The organism is Brochothrix thermosphacta DSM 20171 = FSL F6-1036 (genome assembly GCF_036884295.1).
Taxonomy (GTDB): Bacteria; Bacillota; Bacilli; order Lactobacillales; family Listeriaceae; genus Brochothrix; species Brochothrix thermosphacta.
The window spans coordinates 1583080-1599931 of record NZ_CP145608.1 but is presented as its reverse complement, the minus strand read 5'-3'; the positions used below and the strand labels follow the sequence as shown (position 1 = coordinate 1599931).

19 protein-coding genes are annotated in these 16852 nt (G+C 33.9%); 8 read left to right on the top strand and 11 right to left on the bottom strand.

Annotated features, from left to right (window positions below; genetic code table 11):
* Window positions 1–36 precede the first annotated feature (36 nt).
* Genes V6S17_RS08060 through rapZ form a run of 3 tightly spaced genes read left to right on the top strand, consistent with a single transcriptional unit; the run spans window position 37 to window position 3661 of the window.
* A complete protein-coding gene (locus V6S17_RS08060) occupies window positions 37–1002 on the top strand; it encodes a glycosyltransferase (protein ID WP_029092154.1) in 966 nt (321 codons plus the stop codon).
* 29 nt (window positions 1003–1031) lie between these two features.
* A complete protein-coding gene (locus tag V6S17_RS08055; RefSeq protein WP_029092153.1) occupies window positions 1032–2762 on the top strand; it encodes a phospho-sugar mutase in 1731 nt (576 codons plus the stop codon).
* A gap of 17 nt (window positions 2763–2779) precedes the next feature.
* Complete coding sequence (rapZ, locus tag V6S17_RS08050) at window positions 2780–3661, top strand: RNase adapter RapZ (RefSeq protein ID WP_029092152.1); 882 nt, start codon at window positions 2780–2782, stop codon at window positions 3659–3661.
* 185 nt (window positions 3662–3846) lie between these two features.
* Here the strand turns inward: rapZ and V6S17_RS08045 are convergent, their stop codons facing one another.
* Both V6S17_RS08045 and mscL read right to left on the bottom strand, forming a co-directional pair.
* Window positions 3847–5184: a muramidase family protein gene (locus V6S17_RS08045; protein ID WP_036027589.1), complete on the bottom strand. Its 1338-nt coding sequence runs from the start codon at window positions 5182–5184 to the stop codon at window positions 3847–3849.
* A 254-nt stretch (window positions 5185–5438) separates the two neighbouring features.
* Window positions 5439–5819, bottom strand: coding sequence for a large conductance mechanosensitive channel protein MscL (mscL, locus tag V6S17_RS08040; protein ID WP_029092151.1), 381 nt, complete (start codon window positions 5817–5819; stop codon window positions 5439–5441).
* 274 nt (window positions 5820–6093) lie between these two features.
* Here mscL and V6S17_RS08035 point away from each other — a divergent pair, with 274 nt between their 5' ends.
* The 4 genes from V6S17_RS08035 to V6S17_RS08020 all read left to right on the top strand — a co-directional run bounded on the left by V6S17_RS08035 (window position 6094) and on the right by V6S17_RS08020 (window position 11094).
* A complete protein-coding gene (locus V6S17_RS08035) occupies window positions 6094–7587 on the top strand; it encodes a nicotinate phosphoribosyltransferase (RefSeq protein ID WP_029092150.1) in 1494 nt (497 codons plus the stop codon).
* Between the two features lie 15 nt (window positions 7588–7602).
* Window positions 7603–8427: an ammonia-dependent NAD(+) synthetase gene (gene nadE, locus V6S17_RS08030; protein WP_029092149.1), complete on the top strand. Its 825-nt coding sequence runs from the start codon at window positions 7603–7605 to the stop codon at window positions 8425–8427.
* Window positions 8428–8552: 125 nt separating this feature from the next.
* Window positions 8553–10088 (top strand): glutamine-hydrolyzing GMP synthase, encoded by a 1536-nt coding sequence (gene guaA / locus V6S17_RS08025; RefSeq protein WP_036027587.1) that lies wholly within the window; start codon window positions 8553–8555, stop codon window positions 10086–10088.
* A 175-nt stretch (window positions 10089–10263) separates the two neighbouring features.
* Window positions 10264–11094 (top strand): YecA family protein, encoded by an 831-nt coding sequence (locus V6S17_RS08020; protein WP_029092147.1) that lies wholly within the window; start codon window positions 10264–10266, stop codon window positions 11092–11094.
* 492 nt (window positions 11095–11586) lie between these two features.
* On the opposite strand, the gene V6S17_RS08015 is transcribed toward V6S17_RS08020, so the two are convergent.
* The 7 genes from V6S17_RS08015 to V6S17_RS07985 all read right to left on the bottom strand — a co-directional run bounded on the left by V6S17_RS08015 (window position 11587) and on the right by V6S17_RS07985 (window position 15267).
* Window positions 11587–11874 (bottom strand): hypothetical protein, encoded by a 288-nt coding sequence (locus tag V6S17_RS08015; RefSeq protein WP_029092145.1) that lies wholly within the window; start codon window positions 11872–11874, stop codon window positions 11587–11589.
* Between the two features lie 14 nt (window positions 11875–11888).
* Window positions 11889–12254 (bottom strand): hypothetical protein, encoded by a 366-nt coding sequence (locus tag V6S17_RS08010; RefSeq protein ID WP_244877114.1) that lies wholly within the window; start codon window positions 12252–12254, stop codon window positions 11889–11891.
* Window positions 12254–12625, bottom strand: coding sequence for a hypothetical protein (locus V6S17_RS08005; RefSeq protein ID WP_029092144.1), 372 nt, complete (start codon window positions 12623–12625; stop codon window positions 12254–12256). Before V6S17_RS08005 ends, V6S17_RS08010 begins: the two co-directional genes overlap by 1 nt.
* A 2-nt stretch (window positions 12626–12627) precedes the next feature.
* Window positions 12628–13815 (bottom strand): site-specific integrase, encoded by a 1188-nt coding sequence (locus V6S17_RS08000; RefSeq protein WP_029092143.1) that lies wholly within the window; start codon window positions 13813–13815, stop codon window positions 12628–12630.
* 43 nt (window positions 13816–13858) lie between these two features.
* On the bottom strand, window positions 13859–14428 hold the full coding sequence (locus V6S17_RS07995) for a hypothetical protein (protein WP_029092142.1): 570 nt from the start codon (window positions 14426–14428) through the stop codon (window positions 13859–13861).
* 90 nt (window positions 14429–14518) lie between these two features.
* Entirely contained in the window at window positions 14519–14698 is a 180-nt protein-coding gene (locus tag V6S17_RS07990) for a hypothetical protein (RefSeq protein ID WP_029092141.1), read from the bottom strand.
* A gap of 89 nt (window positions 14699–14787) precedes the next feature.
* Complete coding sequence (locus tag V6S17_RS07985; protein WP_029092140.1) at window positions 14788–15267, bottom strand: hypothetical protein; 480 nt, start codon at window positions 15265–15267, stop codon at window positions 14788–14790.
* A 560-nt stretch (window positions 15268–15827) separates the two neighbouring features.
* Here V6S17_RS07985 and V6S17_RS07980 point away from each other — a divergent pair.
* Window positions 15828–16007 (top strand): hypothetical protein, encoded by a 180-nt coding sequence (locus tag V6S17_RS07980; RefSeq protein ID WP_036042274.1) that lies wholly within the window; start codon window positions 15828–15830, stop codon window positions 16005–16007.
* Between the two features lie 92 nt (window positions 16008–16099).
* Here the strand turns inward: V6S17_RS07980 and V6S17_RS07975 are convergent, their stop codons facing one another.
* Both V6S17_RS07975 and V6S17_RS07970 read right to left on the bottom strand, forming a co-directional pair.
* Entirely contained in the window at window positions 16100–16342 is a 243-nt protein-coding gene (locus tag V6S17_RS07975) for a hypothetical protein (protein ID WP_029092138.1), read from the bottom strand.
* Between the two features lie 149 nt (window positions 16343–16491).
* Window positions 16492–16752, bottom strand: coding sequence for a hypothetical protein (locus tag V6S17_RS07970; RefSeq protein ID WP_036027585.1), 261 nt, complete (start codon window positions 16750–16752; stop codon window positions 16492–16494).
* Window positions 16753–16852 lie beyond the last annotated feature (100 nt).

Sequence of the window (16852 nt, the reverse complement as noted above, 5' to 3'; positions counted from 1 at the left end):
GAAAAAGATAATAACTATCAAAACTGAGGTGAATCAATGAAGAAAGTAACAATTTTAATTCCAGCCTATAACGAGGAAGAAGCAATTCCCGCTTTATACGCAGAGCTCGATCGTGTATCAGCGTTATGTGGAGACTATCTATTTGATTTTTTGTTTGTTGATGATGGGAGTTCAGATGCAACGTTATTCATTTTAGAACAGATGCGTCAAAAAGATCAGCGCATTAAAACACTGGCACTTTCACGTAATTATGGCAAAGAAACGGCCATGATGGCTGGTATTGATTATGCTGAAGGTGATGCACTTGTTATTTTGGACGCAGATTTGCAAGACCCACCGGAGTTAATCATTGAAATGTTAAAATGGTGGGAAGAAGGTTACGATGATGTTTATGCAAAACGTCGTACACGTAAGGGCGAATCATGGATGAAACGCATAACTTCAAAACGCTACTATGCAATGCTTCAAAAAACAACGCGTATTCCTTTGCAACGTGATACAGGTGATTTTCGTCTATTAGACCGTCGCTGTATTGATGCTCTACAAACAATTAGAGAAACACAGCGTTATACGAAAGGTCTTTTTAGTTGGATTGGTTTTAAGAAAAAAGAAATTTTATTTGATCGTCAACCACGAATAGCAGGAAAAACAAAATGGAATTATTTCAATTTAATTAATTTAGCAATCGAAGGTTTTACATCATTTACGATTGTGCCATTACGCATTTCGACAATTGCCGGTTTTTTTGTATCTTTTATAGCGTTTATTTATATGATAATTATTTTAATCAGAACATTGATGTTTGGACCTGATGTTTCAGGGTATCCTTCATTGATGATGGTTATTTTATTCCTTGGTGGTATCCAATTAATTAGCCTCGGAGTTATAGGTGAATATTTGGGTCGTATATTTAACGAAACAAAAAAACGCCCATTATATTTTATAGATACTTATAATGAGGAAAAAGTGTATAATATTAGTGATGGAAACACTAAAATCTAATAGTAATTATAAATTAGGAGGCACCATACATGAGTTGGAAAAAACAATACCATAATTGGGATGAATTTCAAGAATTAGATGAAACTAATCGCGCTGAATTAGATGCTATAAAAGCAGATAAGGAAGCACTTGAAGATCGTTTTTATAAATATATCGAATTTGGAACAGCAGGGATGCGTGGCTTATTGGGTGTGGGAACAAATCGCTTAAATGAGTATACAGTGAGATGGGTGACTGAAGGGTTAGCACGCTATATTGCTACTCAAGGAAAAGCTGCTTCTAAACGTGGCGTTGTTATTGCTTATGACCCCCGTTATTTATCACAAGAGTTTGCTTATGTAGCAGCAAGTGTTCTTGCAATGCATGATATTAAAGCTTACGTATTTGAGAGTTTACGCCCAACACCAGAGCTATCATATGCGATTCGTTATTTGAAAACGTTTAATGGTATCATGATTACTGCCAGTCATAACCCATCAGATTATAATGGCTTCAAGGTCTATGGTGAGGATGGTGCCCAAATGACTCCCGAGGCAGTTGCAACAATTGTTGAAGAGTTAGTGAAATTAGAATCACATGAATTAGAAATTAAAAAAATAGATACTGAAGATGCAATTGAAAAAGGCAAGATTGAAGTGATTAGTACTATTGTTGATAAACCATATCTTTGTGATTTAGAATCGGTTGTAGTTAACGATTCGCTTATTCGTAAAAATGGTGGCGATGTTTCGATTGTATATACACCACTTCATGGAACTGGTGGCGTTTTAATGCCAACAGTATTTGAAATTGCTGGTTTTACTAATGTTGATTACGTATCTAAGCAAATGAAACCCGATCCAGAATTCTCTACAGTAAAATCACCCAATCCTGAAAATGCGGATGCGTTTAAGTTTGCAGCTCGTTTAGGGGAAGATAATGAAGCAGATGTTCTGCTTGCTACTGATCCAGATGCTGACCGTTTAGGTGTTGCTGTACCGGATGAAACGGGTGCGTTCCAAGTGCTGTCAGGAAACCAAATCGGCGCATTGATTTTATATTATACGCTATCTGAGAGAAAAAAATCTGGTTTACTTCCTGACAATGGTGCTGTTATTAAATCTATTGTAACAAGCGATTTAGGTGGTAAAATAGCAGAGCATTTTGACGTTAAAATGTTTGATGTTTTAACTGGATTCAAATATATCGGTGAAAAAATTGCACAATGGCAATCAGATAAATCATACGTTTATCAATTCGGTTATGAAGAAAGTAATGGCTATATGTTAAAACCATTTACACGTGATAAAGATGCATTACAGGCTGGACTTGCATTCGCTGAGTTAACACTAGCTTATAAGAAGCAAGGTTTGTCTGTATTACAAGTGTTGAATGGTTTATACGACCAGTTTGGCTATTACACAGATGAAGTGGTGTCGCTTACATTATCAGGTCGAGAAGGATTAGCTGAAAGTGCACGTATTATGTCATCATTACGTGAAACACCGCCAAAAAGCATTGCAGGACTAACAATTAGTAAATTAGAAGATTTTTCCGTGCAAAAGCGTTATAATAACAGCACAAATACAGAAACTGACATCGACTTACCGAGTGCAAATGTTTTGAAGTTTCATTTTGAAGATGGTTCATGGTTCTGTGTAAGACCTTCTGGGACTGAACCAAAGATTAAATTTTATTACTGTATCACGGATAAAACAGCAGAAGCATCACAACAGAAATTAGAAATGATTAAAGAAGCAGTTTCTAGTCTTGCAAAATAACTCAACAATAAGGATGAATGCCAATGAATGAAACAAACAAAGTAGAGCTTGTAATTGTTACAGGTATGTCTGGAGCAGGGAAATCTGTTGCAGTTCAGTCTTTGGAAGATATCGGGTATTTTTGTGTAGATAATTTACCACCATTATTGTTACCAAAATTTTGGGAATTGATGCATGAATCGGGTAAAGAAAAAATCGCTGTCGTAATGGATTTACGCTCACAAGATTTTTTTGGATCGATTGATGTTTATATCACAAAGTTAATTAAACAAGCAGGTTTAGATTTGACAGTGTTGTTCCTTGATGCAGACGATGAAGTACTTGTAACCCGTTATAAAGAGACAAGACGCTCTCATCCGCTTTCTGCAGGTGAATCCACCTATTCAGGTATAAAGCGCGAACGTGAGCTGTTACAGTATCTTAAAAGCATCTCACAAGTTGTTATCGATACAACTAATTTTAAACCAAAGCAATTGCGTGAACAATTGATGCAACGTTTTTTGACAAACCCTGAAGATGTTTTTCATGTCAATGTGACATCATTTGGCTTTAAGTATGGAATACCGATTGATGCTGATTTAGTGTTTGATGTGCGATTTTTACCCAATCCATTTTACGATGAAACGATGCGTGAATTAACAGGTCTAGATCAGGAAGTGTATGATTATGTTATGAAATGGCCAGATACTGAAGAGTTTTTAATTAAGCTCTTAGATTTATTGCGTTTCGTTCTTCCGAGCTATAAACGAGAAGGTAAAACGCAGTTATTGATTGCAATTGGTTGTACAGGTGGTCAACATCGTTCAGTGTCATTAGCGCGTTACATTGATGAACAACTACGTGATGATTATCAGACATCATTGACACACCGTGATGTTGAAAAGCATGTAAGAGGATAATATCAATAAGTTATAGATTTAAGCTTGTAAAAAACATAAAAAGTAGCAGTCCCATTAGGGAACTGCTACTTTTTTTATTGATCTTATTTCGGATATTATGAAAAAAATTTAGAATAGCTGTTTTGCTTTTTTTAGGATAAATAAAAAAACAACTACACAAAAGAGTATAGCTGCTTAGATTATGACTATTTTAAAGTGATTTTTTGTCCAATAGATAGTTTGTTCGGTGATGCGAGCTTATTGATCACTTGTAATTCGGACCACGTTGTGCCGTGTTGTGCAGCAATTTTAGTCAACGTATCGCCTGATTTCACAGTATAACTTTTAGCATTTGTCGCAGGTTTTTTAACAGGAGTAACTACTTTTGAAGACGGCAACTTAACTGTTTGTCCAGCGAATATTGTATAAGGAGCAGCTATTTTATTAAGCGTCGCAATTTTATCGTATGTTGTTCCATTTGCATAGGCAATGCTGCTTAATGTATCACCTTGTTTCACTTTGTAGTTAGCAGTTGCATTGCTAGCAGCAGGTGTATTTGTTGTATTATTTGGAACATTATCCGTTACTTTCTGATCAGCAGCCTTTTCAGCAGCTGTTTTTTCAACTTCAATTTTCAACTTATTATTAGGATATATAATAAATGGCGTTTTAAGATGATTGTTTTCTGCAATTTTTTCATATGACGTTTTGTATTTTGTTGCAATACCTTTTAGTGTATCACCAGCCTTAACTGTATAAGTGACCATTTTAGTATCAGAAGAGAGGGCAACATCGGTATCATATTGTTGTAAGTTATACACTTCAATCAGATTGATTAGTTTTGCACCATAATTAATATCAGTGGCGTATTTACCAGTTAAAGCATTCGCTGCATCTTTGTAATTTTTAGCGTTGATAAAAGCTGAATAATGATTTTGCGACCAAGCAGATTTAGTAAACAATCCATAATAATCTTCAATTGATTCAGTAGGACTTGGATAAACTTTAAAACCATCATTGATAGTAATTAATTTAGAACCCACATATTCTTGTGTTTGAAGTACAACTGTTTGACCTTGATATGAGCCTTTAATACCAAAATAGTTATTATAATTTGCCGATAAACCAGAAGAACCTGATCCCGACTCTAAAATTGCTTGTGCAATTAATACACTGGTAAAGAGTTGTCCTTTACTCGGTGCTTTTTGAGCAGCGACAGCCATTGCTTTAGCAAAATCAGCAGTATGTCCTGAAGGGATTGTAGTAGTAGGTTTAAATGTTTGCGGTGCTTGAGTTTGTGGCGCTTGATTAGTTGCTGTTGTTTTAAGAACTTGACCAACAAAAATGAGGTTTTCTTCTATATTATTTATTTTCTTCAATGAATCAACAGAAATACCAAGTTTTTGTGCGATTCTGTATAAATTATCGCCTTTTTTTACTGTGTAAGAGTTAGTGTTTGCTTCACTTGCTTCTGTTGCTTGTGGTGTAATCACTGCTGAAAGCGCAAGTACACTTAATCCTGTTGCTAATGTTACTTTTTTCATTATTTATCAACACTCCCTAAAGTTATTCTATATCAAAATGTTCACGCGATAGCATAATTTAATATACCCAATTAGTGGTTTAGTAATCTTAACTAAAAAAATTGTACCTAGATATACTTATTTACTATTATAGCAAAAATTTTTAATGAAATGTTATCCAAAAAGTACGTATATAAGTGCAAAAAAAGCAAACTTTAGTAAAAAAGTCTGCTTTGAGATTAAATAATCCATTAATTACAAATAAAAGTGCTAGTTTAAGCTTTTTTTTCTGCTAATAATGCTGCAATTTCTTTTAAGTAGAGCTCAGTTTTTGTTTCTTCTTCCACAACTTCTTCTTCCACTTCACGTTTGCGCATCAATTTATTCGCAACTTTTAGGAACATAAAGATTGAGAAGGCGATAATTAAAAAGTTAATAATAGATTGCAAAAACGCACCATAAGCTAGATTTGCGTTTCCGACCATGATTGAAAGTTTAGAGACATCAACGCCTCCGCTAATAATTCCAACTAATGGCATGATGATATCGTTAACTAATGATGTGACGATGAGACCAAAAGCGCCCCCAATAACAACACCGACTGCTAAATCTAATACGTTGCCTTTAAGCGCAAATTCTTTAAATTCTTTCCACATATGTATATACCTCCTTTAGTAATATTCCTTACAATTTTAATTATCGGATATAATAATGATTAAATCAAATTTTTTTTCGAAAATTAAGCAAAAAAGCGTAAAAAAATATAGTCATACGCGTAAATTAAAGGGGAGAATGAAAGTGAATCTGACTATTTTTAATGATAAAAGGCTTTTTGTGGAAGTATTAAGTAAAGTTTGTTCACGTCATATGCAAAGATGTGTATAATAAAGGGGTACAAAAAATAGCATTGAAGCGAGAGGAAGTTTAATTATGACAACTAATTATCCCGATGATAGCTATTCACTTCATACGGATTTTTATCAAATTAACATGATGAAAGTTTATTGGGACGATGGAATAGCAGAAAAAAAGGCGGTTTTTGAAGCATATTTTAGAAGTATGCCTTTTAACGCGGGCTTTGCAGTTTTTGCAGGTCTTGAACGGGTAATCACATATATCCAAAATTTAAAATTCACGGAATCAGATATCGCTTATTTACGCGAGACGACAGATTATCCTGAGGATTTTTTAACGTATCTTAGTGAATTTAAATTTAAAGGTAAAATTCGCAGCATGCGTGAAGGTGAAATTGTCTTTAATAATGAACCTCTTTTTCAAGTCGAAGCAGGGTTAGCAGAGTGTCAGCTGATTGAAACAGCAGTGCTAAACGCTTTGAATTATCAAACATTAATTGCTACAAAAGCATCGCGTATTCGTTATGTTGCAGGACCAAACGCATCAGTGATGGAATTTGGTACACGACGTGCCCAAGAGTTTGATGCAGCACTTTGGGGGACTCGTTCTGCGTATATTGGTGGTTTTGATTCAACCAGTAATGTCCGAGCAGGTAAATTGTTTGATATTCCTGTTTCAGGAACACATGCACATGCAATGATCCAAGCCTACAAAGATGAATATGTCGCGTTTACTAAATATGCGACAAGCCATAAAGACTGTGTGTTTTTAGTTGATACATACGATACGCTACATTCAGGTATTCCAAATGCAATTAAAGTAGCCAATGAATTTGGTGATAAAATTAATTTTGTGGGCATTCGTATTGATAGTGGTGATTTAAGTTTCTTATCTAAAAAAGCACGCGAAATGTTAGACGATGCCGGTTATCCAAATGCTAAAATTGTTGCATCTAACGATTTAGATGAGAACATGATTATGCATTTAATGGCACAAAATGCCTGTATAGATGTATGGGGCGTGGGCACGAAATTGATTACTGCTTATGATCAACCCTCTTTAGGTGGCGTGTATAAAATGGTCGCAATTGAAGATGAAAACGGTCAGTATATGGATACAATCAAGCTTTCAAGCAACAGCTCGAAAGTGACAACACCAGGTCGTAAAAATGTCTTCCGTATCATTGATAATCAAAGCAAACGTTCTGAAGGGGATTATATCACTCTTGCTGAGGAATCAATGGAGGGCATTGAAACATTAACAATGTTCCACCCGGTTCATTCATATATCCAAAAAGATGTATCTAACTTTACAGCGCAAGAATTGTTACAGGATATTTTTATTGACGGTGAGTTAGTGTATCAATTACCGACAGTACACGAAATTAAAGAATTCGCAAAAGAAAATAAAAAAGTATTATGGGACGAATACCGTCGTATTTCGAATCCAGAAGAATACCCGGTTGATTTAAGCGATAAATGCTGGGAAAATCGTAATGAAAACATCAAGAGTGTGCGTGATCATGTAAAAGAAACAACAAGCGTTCACTTTGATCGTCCAAGTTTATAAGAAGGAGTGAGCATAATGAGTTTACAAACGAAAATTATTGCTGAAATGGGTGTCAAACCAACGATTAATGCTGAGGAAGAAATTCGTGTGAGCGTTGATTTTCTAAAAGCCTATCTAGTGAAACATTCATTTCTTAAAACATTGGTTATCGCTGTTAGTGGTGGACAAGATTCAACATTAGCAGGACGTATCGCTCAAATAGCTGTTTCAGAATTACGTGAAGAAACCCAAGCCGATGTTCATCTACTTGCCGTGCGTTTACCGTATGGTGTGCAATTAGATGAAGCGGATGCCCAAGATGCTTTAGCCTTTATTGGCGCAGATGAACTGTTTACCGTCAACATTAAAGCTAGTGTTGATGCGACTCAAGCAGCATTAGCAGAAGCAGGTGTTGTTCTGACTGACTTTGTGAAAGGCAATATTAAGGCCAGAGAACGAATGGTGACACAATATGGTATCGCCGGTGCACGAGCAGGTGCCGTGATTGGAACGGATCATGCAGCAGAAGCGATTACAGGTTTTTATACAAAATATGGTGATGGTGGTACGGATATTAATCCGTTGTTCCGTTTAAATAAACGCCAAGGTCGCCAATTATTGGAAGCTTTAGGTGCACCAGAACATCTGTATACTAAAATACCAACAGCTGACTTAGAGGAAGATCGTCCGGCTTTATCTGATGAAGTAGCCTTAGGTGTTACTTACGATGAAATCGATGATTACCTCGAAGGAAAAACAGTGTCTGCAGAAGCAGAAACTAAGATTGAAAGCTGGTATTTGAAATCCGAACATAAACGTCACTTACCAATTACAGTATTTGATGACTTTTGGAAAAAATAAGAGCGGAATCGGTCATTTTTGATGTTATCATCTTGACCGACCGCTCGTTTTTGTTTATGATGAGTAAGTATAGCTTTTAAGCTAAATATCTGAGTGGGGTGACATTTTTGGGAAGTATAAAACCAATGCAAGACGTAGAAAAAATCATCGTATTAGACTTTGGTAGTCAATACAATCAACTAATCACACGTCGTATTCGTGATTTTGGCGTTTACAGTGAATTACATGAACACACAATCACGTTAGAAGAGATGAAAGCTTTAAATCCTACAGGTATTATTTTATCTGGTGGACCTAACAGTGTGTATGACGAAGATGCTTTCCGTTGTGATGAGCGTATATTCGATATGGGGATCCCTGTTTTAGGTATTTGTTATGGAATGCAATTATTAAGCACGCACTTTGGTGGCCGTGTTGAAGGCGCAACAAACCGTGAATACGGTAAAGCATCAATCAATGTGATTGATAATGCACCGCTTTTCAAAGGATTACCATCTGAGCAAGTTGTCTGGATGAGTCATGGGGATAAAGTTGTTGAAGCACCAGCTGGTTTTGAAATTACAGCAACAAGCCCATCATGCCCAATCACTGCAATTGCTGATGAATCTCGTCGTATTTACGCAGTTCAATTCCATCCAGAGGTACGTCATTCTGTACACGGAAATGAATTGTTACGTCAATTTGCAGTTGATATCTGTGGCTGTAAAGGCGACTGGACAATGGAAAACTTTGTTGATTCACAAATTGCAAGTATCCGCGAAAAAGTAGGCGACAAAAAAGTTTTACTTGCTTTAAGTGGTGGTGTTGATTCATCAGTTGTTGGTGTATTAATTCACCGTGCAATTGGCGATCAATTAACATGTATCTTTGTTGACCATGGTTTGTTACGTAAAGATGAAGGAACGCAAGTAATGGAAACATTATACGGCGACTTCCATATGAACATTATTAAAGTTGATGCGCAAGAGCGTTTCTTAAGTAAATTAAAAGGTGTTTCTGATCCTGAACAAAAACGTAAGATTATCGGTAACGAATTTATCTACGTGTTTGATGATGAAGCAACTAAATTAAATGGTGTTGAGTTCTTAGCACAAGGAACGTTATACACTGACGTTATTGAATCTGGAACAGCAACAGCTCAAACAATTAAATCACACCATAACGTTGGTGGGTTACCAGAAGATATGCAATTTGAATTGATTGAACCGTTAAACACGTTGTTCAAAGATGAAGTGCGTGCTTTAGGAATTGAATTGGGTATGCCTGAAAAATTAGTATGGCGTCAACCATTCCCAGGACCTGGTTTAGGTATTCGTGTTCTTGGTGAAGTAACTGAAGATAAACTTGAAATCGTACGTGAATCAGATGCGATTTTACGTGAAGAAATTGCAAAAGCCGGTCTTGACCGTGAAATTTGGCAATACTTTACAGCTCTACCAAACGTATTAAGCGTTGGTGTAATGGGCGACGAACGTACTTACGATCATACGATTGTGGTTCGTGCAGTAACATCTATCGACGGTATGACAGGTGACTGGGCACGTATTCCTTACGAAGTGTTGGAAGTTATCTCTCAACGTATCGTAAACGAAGTGGCTCACGTTAACCGTGTAGCCTATGATATTACATCTAAACCACCAGCAACAATTGAGTGGGAATAACAGAAAAGAGCTTAGAAACCTTATTTATAAGGATTCTAGGCTATTTTTTTGATATTCTGCTAACAATTTGCAAACAATAGAATTTATTCTATGAATTCTCAATACTACATTTGCTAAAAAAAGATCTTCAATGTAAAATATAATTAAATATTATTGATATGAAATGAGGATAATTATGAACCCGTATACAACTACACCTTATGTATTTGGTCCCTACGAACCCTGCCCATGTGAAAGTGGGGAAAAATACAAATTTTGTTGTTACGTTAAAAGTAACAATAGCTCTAATAGTAAAAAAGAGTATAATGCCAAAAGACTATATTCAGAATCTCATAAGCATTTTAGAGATACCGATTTCAAAACGTGCTTTGGATTTGATAATAATTGTGATCATGGTTATATAAGTTCTCATTCTTTACAAAATAATGGTGTCTTAAATCTAATTGCCGATGAAGGACATGTTTATATGTTAGATATAAATTATCGAGAACATTCTTTAGTTCCTATACTAGAGTTTAGAAAGATTGGAAAAAATCAAGCAAGCACCTTCGACGGTTTTTGTAAGTATCATGACGAAGAATACTTCAAAATAATAGAGGATGTTCCCTTTGAGGGAACTGATGAACAAAATTATTGGTTCGCTTTTAGAGCACATTGTTTTGAAGCTCATAGAAAATACAGACTTAAAAAAAGTTATTCGTCTTTGTTTAAGAAATCACCTGAAGCCACAAAAAATAAGCAATTATCAAATAATTATAGAGGAAACGAATTAAGTATAATAGATATGGAAGTTGACTATAATCGATTTAAAAATATTTATGAAACTCGTGAATATGATAAATTAGAAAGTTTTGTTAAAGTTTTACCTTTTAAAACTGCTTTTACTTTAACAACTGCTGTTGCCATATGTGTTGATATAGAGGGGAATCCTGCCGCAGATATTTATAATTATAGTGAATCCATATATCCCATCTATTTATTTATCTGTAATTCCAAAAGAATCTGAAACTATTATTATAGTTTCCAGATTTAAGGAAGATGAATGTTATGATAATTTCATCAAATCTTTAAATTTTTGTAAAGATGATCGATTACTTTTTTCTTTCTTAACTTATTGTATAGCAGAGTATAGTGAAAATGTCTATTTTTCTCCTGTATTAATTGAAAATATGTTAGCTTTAAATGAAAAGGAACTAATTGCAACAGCTTTTTTCGGGGCTGCCAGTCCAAATGAAGAATTGAGATACCAAAGTATGATGAGTTCATTTAAATTAGATTTATTTAAATACAAACTACAATAAACATCTTATTTATAGTGTCGAAAAAAATTGGATATTAATTATTGCGCTTCTTACTGTGAGAAGTATACTAGATTAAAACCATTACTCATAATCACTTAAAACAAATGAACGAGGGTAAAAAATAAGAACCTATAGACCTTTATTTATAAGGTTCTAGGTTCTTATTTTTATATGTTGCAAACAACAACTTTATTCCATTAGTTATCTGACTTTAAATTCTCTTCTTTTCTTTGTCTATCTAAGCAAAGGCTCTTAACTTTTCTTTGTGTAAGTTCCAATGAATCAAAACTTTCCCTACGAGTAAAATTATCATGTTTATATTTAGCAACTTCATTTAAGGCTAGTTGGAAAGCTCCACATAACGTCTCGTGTAAATCATTTCCATCAGCATAAACAGACATAACTTGCATGTTCATTTCTTTAAATTCATCTGGTATATCTTCGCCGAATCTTTCGATTTTTATAGTTACTTGGTTTTTCCTCATACTTAAATAACTTCCTATTTACATACGATTGTTATTAAATGTCGTTTCAAGTATACCATATTAGGTAAAGTCAAACTGCTTGCTAGCCATTTATGATTTTTTATTTCAGCATGAAAGAATGCTATAAAATCGCCCTGTGTACTTAATGGTAAATCTTCTACCATACATTCATAGATAGGCCGTTTCTTTGCTGTATCTTCTATAACCAAAATATCATTCATATACGCATAATTGAAACCAGTTTCTTTCATTTCCTCTATCCTTGAGTATACAAAACTTTTTTTATTAAATTTTTCTCGTGCAAAAGTTGGTTTTAAACCATTTAAATACAGAACACCAATTGAAGGCTCATTTAAAAATGCTATAATGTCAGAATTCATTATGCAAGCTCAATTTTTTCAGCACGATAATACATAGGATTGCCTTGCATACTACATTCTAAGTTAACAAATTTAATTTTAACAGAGTCTTTTTTCATAATATCATCATTAGTCATGAAAGGCTTAGGATCAAGTATTTTTATTTGAGTAGACTTCTTCTTGAACTTCCCGTCTAATATCGTTACCGAATAGTTCATTCCAATGACTTTATCAGTTGCAAAATTTCTTGGTTTTCCTTCTCTATCTTTGATAATTTCACCGTTTTCATCTGCTCTATGCTCTTGTTCGAAAACAGGAGTTACCTCATCCAACTCAAACAAAGTCCCAATCGTATTAAAATCCCAATCTCTAACGCTTAATAATTTTGCCATTTTTATTTTCCTTCTTTCTTGATATATTGGTTTCCACTAAATTTTTTTGTTTCTTTTATTGCCTTTTCATTTGTCTCGACATTTATAAGGCTTACAAGCCTATTAGCAACTTCTATATTAGTATTTGGATAGAGGTGTCCGTATGTTCCTAAAGTTGTTTTAATATCCTCATGACCTAGCCTGTCACGTATTACAATAGCATTTTCTCCCAATGATATTAATAGTGAAGCGTGGCTATGACGAAGAGCATGTGTTTTTATCCTATGAACACCTGCAAGCTCCGAGTGCCTTTGAATAATGTGATAGGGTGCACTCTTATTTGTGGGCAATCCATTGTAAGAAAGAATCCATTTTGAACCACCACAATTTTCTTGTGCCATTTTCCAATTCTTTAAATATCTTATCGTATCACTATCTATTGCAATTACCCTATTACTAGCAGTTGTTTTAGGTTCAGTAATGTAATACTCTTCAGCATTTTTATAGTACATAGATTTATTGACACGCAAGGTTTTATTTTCAAAATCAATGTCATTATCCCATTCTAATGCTTGAGCTTCACCAAAACGCAACCCGGTCATAAATAGTAGCCAGATAAGCATGAATGAATAGTTTTGGTAGTAATCAGAAGTATCAAAGGTAGCTATCACTTTTTCAAATTCAGATTGAGTCCAAAAATCAACTTTCTTTTTATTTTTCTTTACATTTCCTACCTGTTTTGCAACGTTTTTTTGTAACAAACCTAACTTCACAGCTAAATCTAAACTCATTTGAAACAATCCATAAATATTTCTAATATAAGCACTAGAATATTTTTCAGATAATTCATTTTGCCACTTTTTTATCATAGGTGGACTGATTTCATTTAATTTTATTTTGTAAAAATAGGCGAAATGGATTCTCATAGAAGAAACTCGGTTATCATAGGTTCGCTTTTTAACAGAACGTTTATAGTCTGTTTCAAAATAAGTTGTATAGAATTCTTGATAACTCATTGAACTATTCTTCTTAATAGCGGTTTTAGAATAATCATTCATGTAATCATCGTAGGCAGATTTTGCTTCCTTTTGGGTTGGGAAACCACGTTCCCAATGTTGGACTCGTTTGCCTTTTTCATCAAAACCTAAACTTGCTACAAAGTACCATTTTCCATTTTTTTTATCTTGATAAACATTTGCGATTTTAGGCATGTATTTTTTCTTCAATTTCAAGATTTATTCCTAAAATTTCCTCTTATTTCACCTCATTATCAATTAAATTTAATCCTGCAATGACTTTTATAAGGTAAGAATATCGAACATTACACTCGGTAGATTTAGCAAATTCTTTCTTAAGTTTGTGACATAAATAAGATTCTTTAGGCATTAATTTTTGAATCTCTTCTATGCTTGATTCATCAGCAATGCGAGCAAAGTATCTATGATTAATTGAAGTATTAATTTGAAATTCTTCTAAGGCATTTTTTATTGGCTCTAAAGCAACATTATTATTTAGTTCACTATCGGTGTAGTAAAAAAAACTGTTAGGGTAGAACCGATAATCTCCATCTTTGGAAATAATTAAGTCTATAAGTCTAGTTCCTTTATTTGTAAACAAACGACAAGAAGACAGGATATTATCCATTACATTCTCTGCAGTTGGAAGGGTGTAGCTTACAGTCATTTCTGATACATTATCTTGCGTTAAATTAAAACTTTCTGATTTGCCTAATCTCAAAGTTTGTAACTTTCTAAGAACTCCATCTGATAAACTTGATAAAGTAATTCCTTCTAGTAATAATAATTCGTTGATATTTTTTTTCATGATTAGTTCATTCCTCTCATTTTTTAATTCAGCAACATAGTTACATTTTTTAGTAGTAGGGGAGGGGAGCCCCGTACTCGTTGTCTCATGTTATTCCTCCTCTAATTCAACAATTTGAGCACCATTTACAATTTCATATTCAAGAAAGTCTAACACTGACAGACATTCAAATGGAAAATCTTTAGCATAATCATCAAACGTTTTTTGTAAATGTGATACGCTGATTACAATAGTTTTTATTTCTTTTCCTTCTGGCGTTTCATAAGACATTTTCCCACCTCTTCAAGTTTATTAGTCTCGCTAATCGAGACATTCAGTTCGAAAATTATTTGAAGACTCTAAAAGAATCTTCAATCATTTTACTTTCCTAATATTTCTAAATGATATGCATACAATACATTTTTTATCACATAACTCATTTTTACAACACGTACCATATTTTCTTTTTTAAAATCATATCGGTACTGTTCTAAACCGTTAATCACTTCTTTATCTAAATACAAACGTGGGGTAAGTGTTCCTACTTCTAAATTTGAATTAATTTTACTATTTTGTACTAATTCATCAATTTCCAACCATTTTTCTAGCGAATAGTTTTCTGTATAATAATATGCTTTCTCTATTATACTTGAAGCTGATACTTTAAGTATATTTGTTATTGAGACACCACCAAGTGGATCTGAAATTTTTTCAAGATATTCTTTCAAAATCATTTCCATATCATCTACTTCTTTTTCATCAATAGATTTATCTAGAACTTGTTGCACATGACTTTGTAATTTTTCCAACCAAAATTTAGCTTCATATGAAAGCCTTATACTCATATAATCTCTAGCCATAATATTAGCCTCCTTCCGATTGTTTTTTTGTTTCGATTACAAATACATAATATCATATAATTTTTATTTTTGCAAACATTTTGCAAACAACCGCACAAAATTCTAATAACTACTCACTATTTAATTCTAAGTAAAAAGCTTTAAACTATTCAAATTCATTCAAAATAGACTTAGCTATGACGGAGTGGGAATAGAGTAAATAGGTACACTTACTAAAATAGCTGCAACTACTTATTCAATATTTTTCACAAATAATTGGTATCCCATAAAAACTTGCTACTTGTAACAATTTTGGTAATATGCCAATTTAATAAAGGCACTTTCTTACTTGTCTCATTTGAGATTAGAAGGAAGTGTCTTTTGTTGTATTTAGAACTATCTCAACTAACTTTTGAGCAGATTGATTTTAAACAGCTACGAAATTTTAAACTATATCTTACTAAAACATTTGAAAATGCTATCACTGTGAACATTCACTTAGCTAGAATCAGAGTTTTTTTAACTTTTTAGAAGAAAACAACACGCCTACTATGAATCATGTAAAAAAACAGTTTATCTTTATGACAAAAAAAGGAACAGTGGAGTATGCTCAATTGCTTAACTTAAGCGTTTCTAACGCTCAAAGTAGAGTGTACAGTACTCCAGTTGAAGTTAAGCTAATTGGAACGCCGTGGATTGGAAACGGAATGATTGAATTAACTGAAAAACAAATTGAATTTTTAACAGAAGAATATAAATAAAAATGCTGGTTTTGGTATAAATACACCGAAAAAAAGAGCTAATCACTGTTGTATCAACGTTTAGCTCTTTTTTGTGGTTAATGTGTAAATTATTAAATCAAGGAAAAATAAGGCACCTGTTCCATAAAAGGTTTCCCATTGACGATACCTTTTTCAAAGAGTTCCTCAGCTGTTGCGAAAAACTGCGTGTCCGAATTTGGAGCTGTCAACAAATAACTTTTTTCTTCACCATATAAACGTGAAATCCACCATTCTTTACCATCCAAATAAAATGGTAGCTCTTGGTGTTCATCAACAATGTCGTTTCTGTAATCTTCCCATTCTTTTTTGTCCATTTATATTTCACCTCTTAATATTCTTTTCCCGGAGCCCAATTTCCGTTAATCCACTTCCAATTATGACGATGTGGTACTTTAGGATGTGTTTTTGGATATCCATGATTTGAATAATGGATATCAGTCTGTACTTTCCCACTTTTACCATATTATCTTCTTATCTCTAGTTTATTGTTTCTGTATAAATCTGCTGAAGAATATGATTTTCCACTTGTAGAAATATTATTCTTAAATTTGGTGGCATGTGTTACTTTATGGCTGTTAGTTTTCTGTCCCTTTTTCAAAGCATTGTTATAGCTGGATACAACTTGATGTTCTTTTTTCGGTTTTGGTTTTGGCTTCGGTTTAGGCTTAGGCTTAGTTTTTGGAATAGGTGCTCTACCACCAATTCCTCCGCCTTTAGGAGCCATCGGTGCGCCACCACTGCCATCCATTGGTCTATTGGCACGAGTGCTTATTTGATGACTTTCAGTTAGGGGATACGTACTGCTCGCACTTACTGTTTCAATG

What these genes read in the sequence shown, in the direction of transcription:
- V6S17_RS08060 (WP_029092154.1), top strand. Translation starts at nt 37, where the DNA reads ATGAAGAAAGTAACAATTTTAATTCCAGCCTATAACGAGGAAGAAGCA.
- V6S17_RS08055 (WP_029092153.1), top strand. Translation starts at nt 1,032, where the DNA reads ATGAGTTGGAAAAAACAATACCATAATTGGGATGAATTTCAAGAATTA.
- rapZ (WP_029092152.1), top strand. Translation starts at nt 2,780, where the DNA reads ATGCCAATGAATGAAACAAACAAAGTAGAGCTTGTAATTGTTACAGGT.
- V6S17_RS08045 (WP_036027589.1), bottom strand. Translation starts at nt 5,184, where the DNA reads ATGAAAAAAGTAACATTAGCAACAGGATTAAGTGTACTTGCGCTTTCA.
- mscL (WP_029092151.1), bottom strand. Translation starts at nt 5,819, where the DNA reads ATGTGGAAAGAATTTAAAGAATTTGCGCTTAAAGGCAACGTATTAGAT.
- V6S17_RS08035 (WP_029092150.1), top strand. Translation starts at nt 6,094, where the DNA reads ATGACAACTAATTATCCCGATGATAGCTATTCACTTCATACGGATTTT.
- nadE (WP_029092149.1), top strand. Translation starts at nt 7,603, where the DNA reads ATGAGTTTACAAACGAAAATTATTGCTGAAATGGGTGTCAAACCAACG.
- guaA (WP_036027587.1), top strand. Translation starts at nt 8,553, where the DNA reads ATGCAAGACGTAGAAAAAATCATCGTATTAGACTTTGGTAGTCAATAC.
- V6S17_RS08020 (WP_029092147.1), top strand. Translation starts at nt 10,264, where the DNA reads ATGAACCCGTATACAACTACACCTTATGTATTTGGTCCCTACGAACCC.
- V6S17_RS08015 (WP_029092145.1), bottom strand. Translation starts at nt 11,874, where the DNA reads ATGAGGAAAAACCAAGTAACTATAAAAATCGAAAGATTCGGCGAAGAT.
- V6S17_RS08010 (WP_244877114.1), bottom strand. Translation starts at nt 12,254, where the DNA reads ATGAATTCTGACATTATAGCATTTTTAAATGAGCCTTCAATTGGTGTT.
- V6S17_RS08005 (WP_029092144.1), bottom strand. Translation starts at nt 12,625, where the DNA reads ATGGCAAAATTATTAAGCGTTAGAGATTGGGATTTTAATACGATTGGG.
- V6S17_RS08000 (WP_029092143.1), bottom strand. Translation starts at nt 13,815, where the DNA reads ATGCCTAAAATCGCAAATGTTTATCAAGATAAAAAAAATGGAAAATGG.
- V6S17_RS07995 (WP_029092142.1), bottom strand. Translation starts at nt 14,428, where the DNA reads ATGAAAAAAAATATCAACGAATTATTATTACTAGAAGGAATTACTTTA.
- V6S17_RS07990 (WP_029092141.1), bottom strand. Translation starts at nt 14,698, where the DNA reads ATGTCTTATGAAACGCCAGAAGGAAAAGAAATAAAAACTATTGTAATC.
- V6S17_RS07985 (WP_029092140.1), bottom strand. Translation starts at nt 15,267, where the DNA reads ATGGCTAGAGATTATATGAGTATAAGGCTTTCATATGAAGCTAAATTT.
- V6S17_RS07980 (WP_036042274.1), top strand. Translation starts at nt 15,828, where the DNA reads ATGACAAAAAAAGGAACAGTGGAGTATGCTCAATTGCTTAACTTAAGC.
- V6S17_RS07975 (WP_029092138.1), bottom strand. Translation starts at nt 16,342, where the DNA reads ATGGACAAAAAAGAATGGGAAGATTACAGAAACGACATTGTTGATGAA.
- V6S17_RS07970 (WP_036027585.1), bottom strand. Translation starts at nt 16,752, where the DNA reads ATGGCTCCTAAAGGCGGAGGAATTGGTGGTAGAGCACCTATTCCAAAA.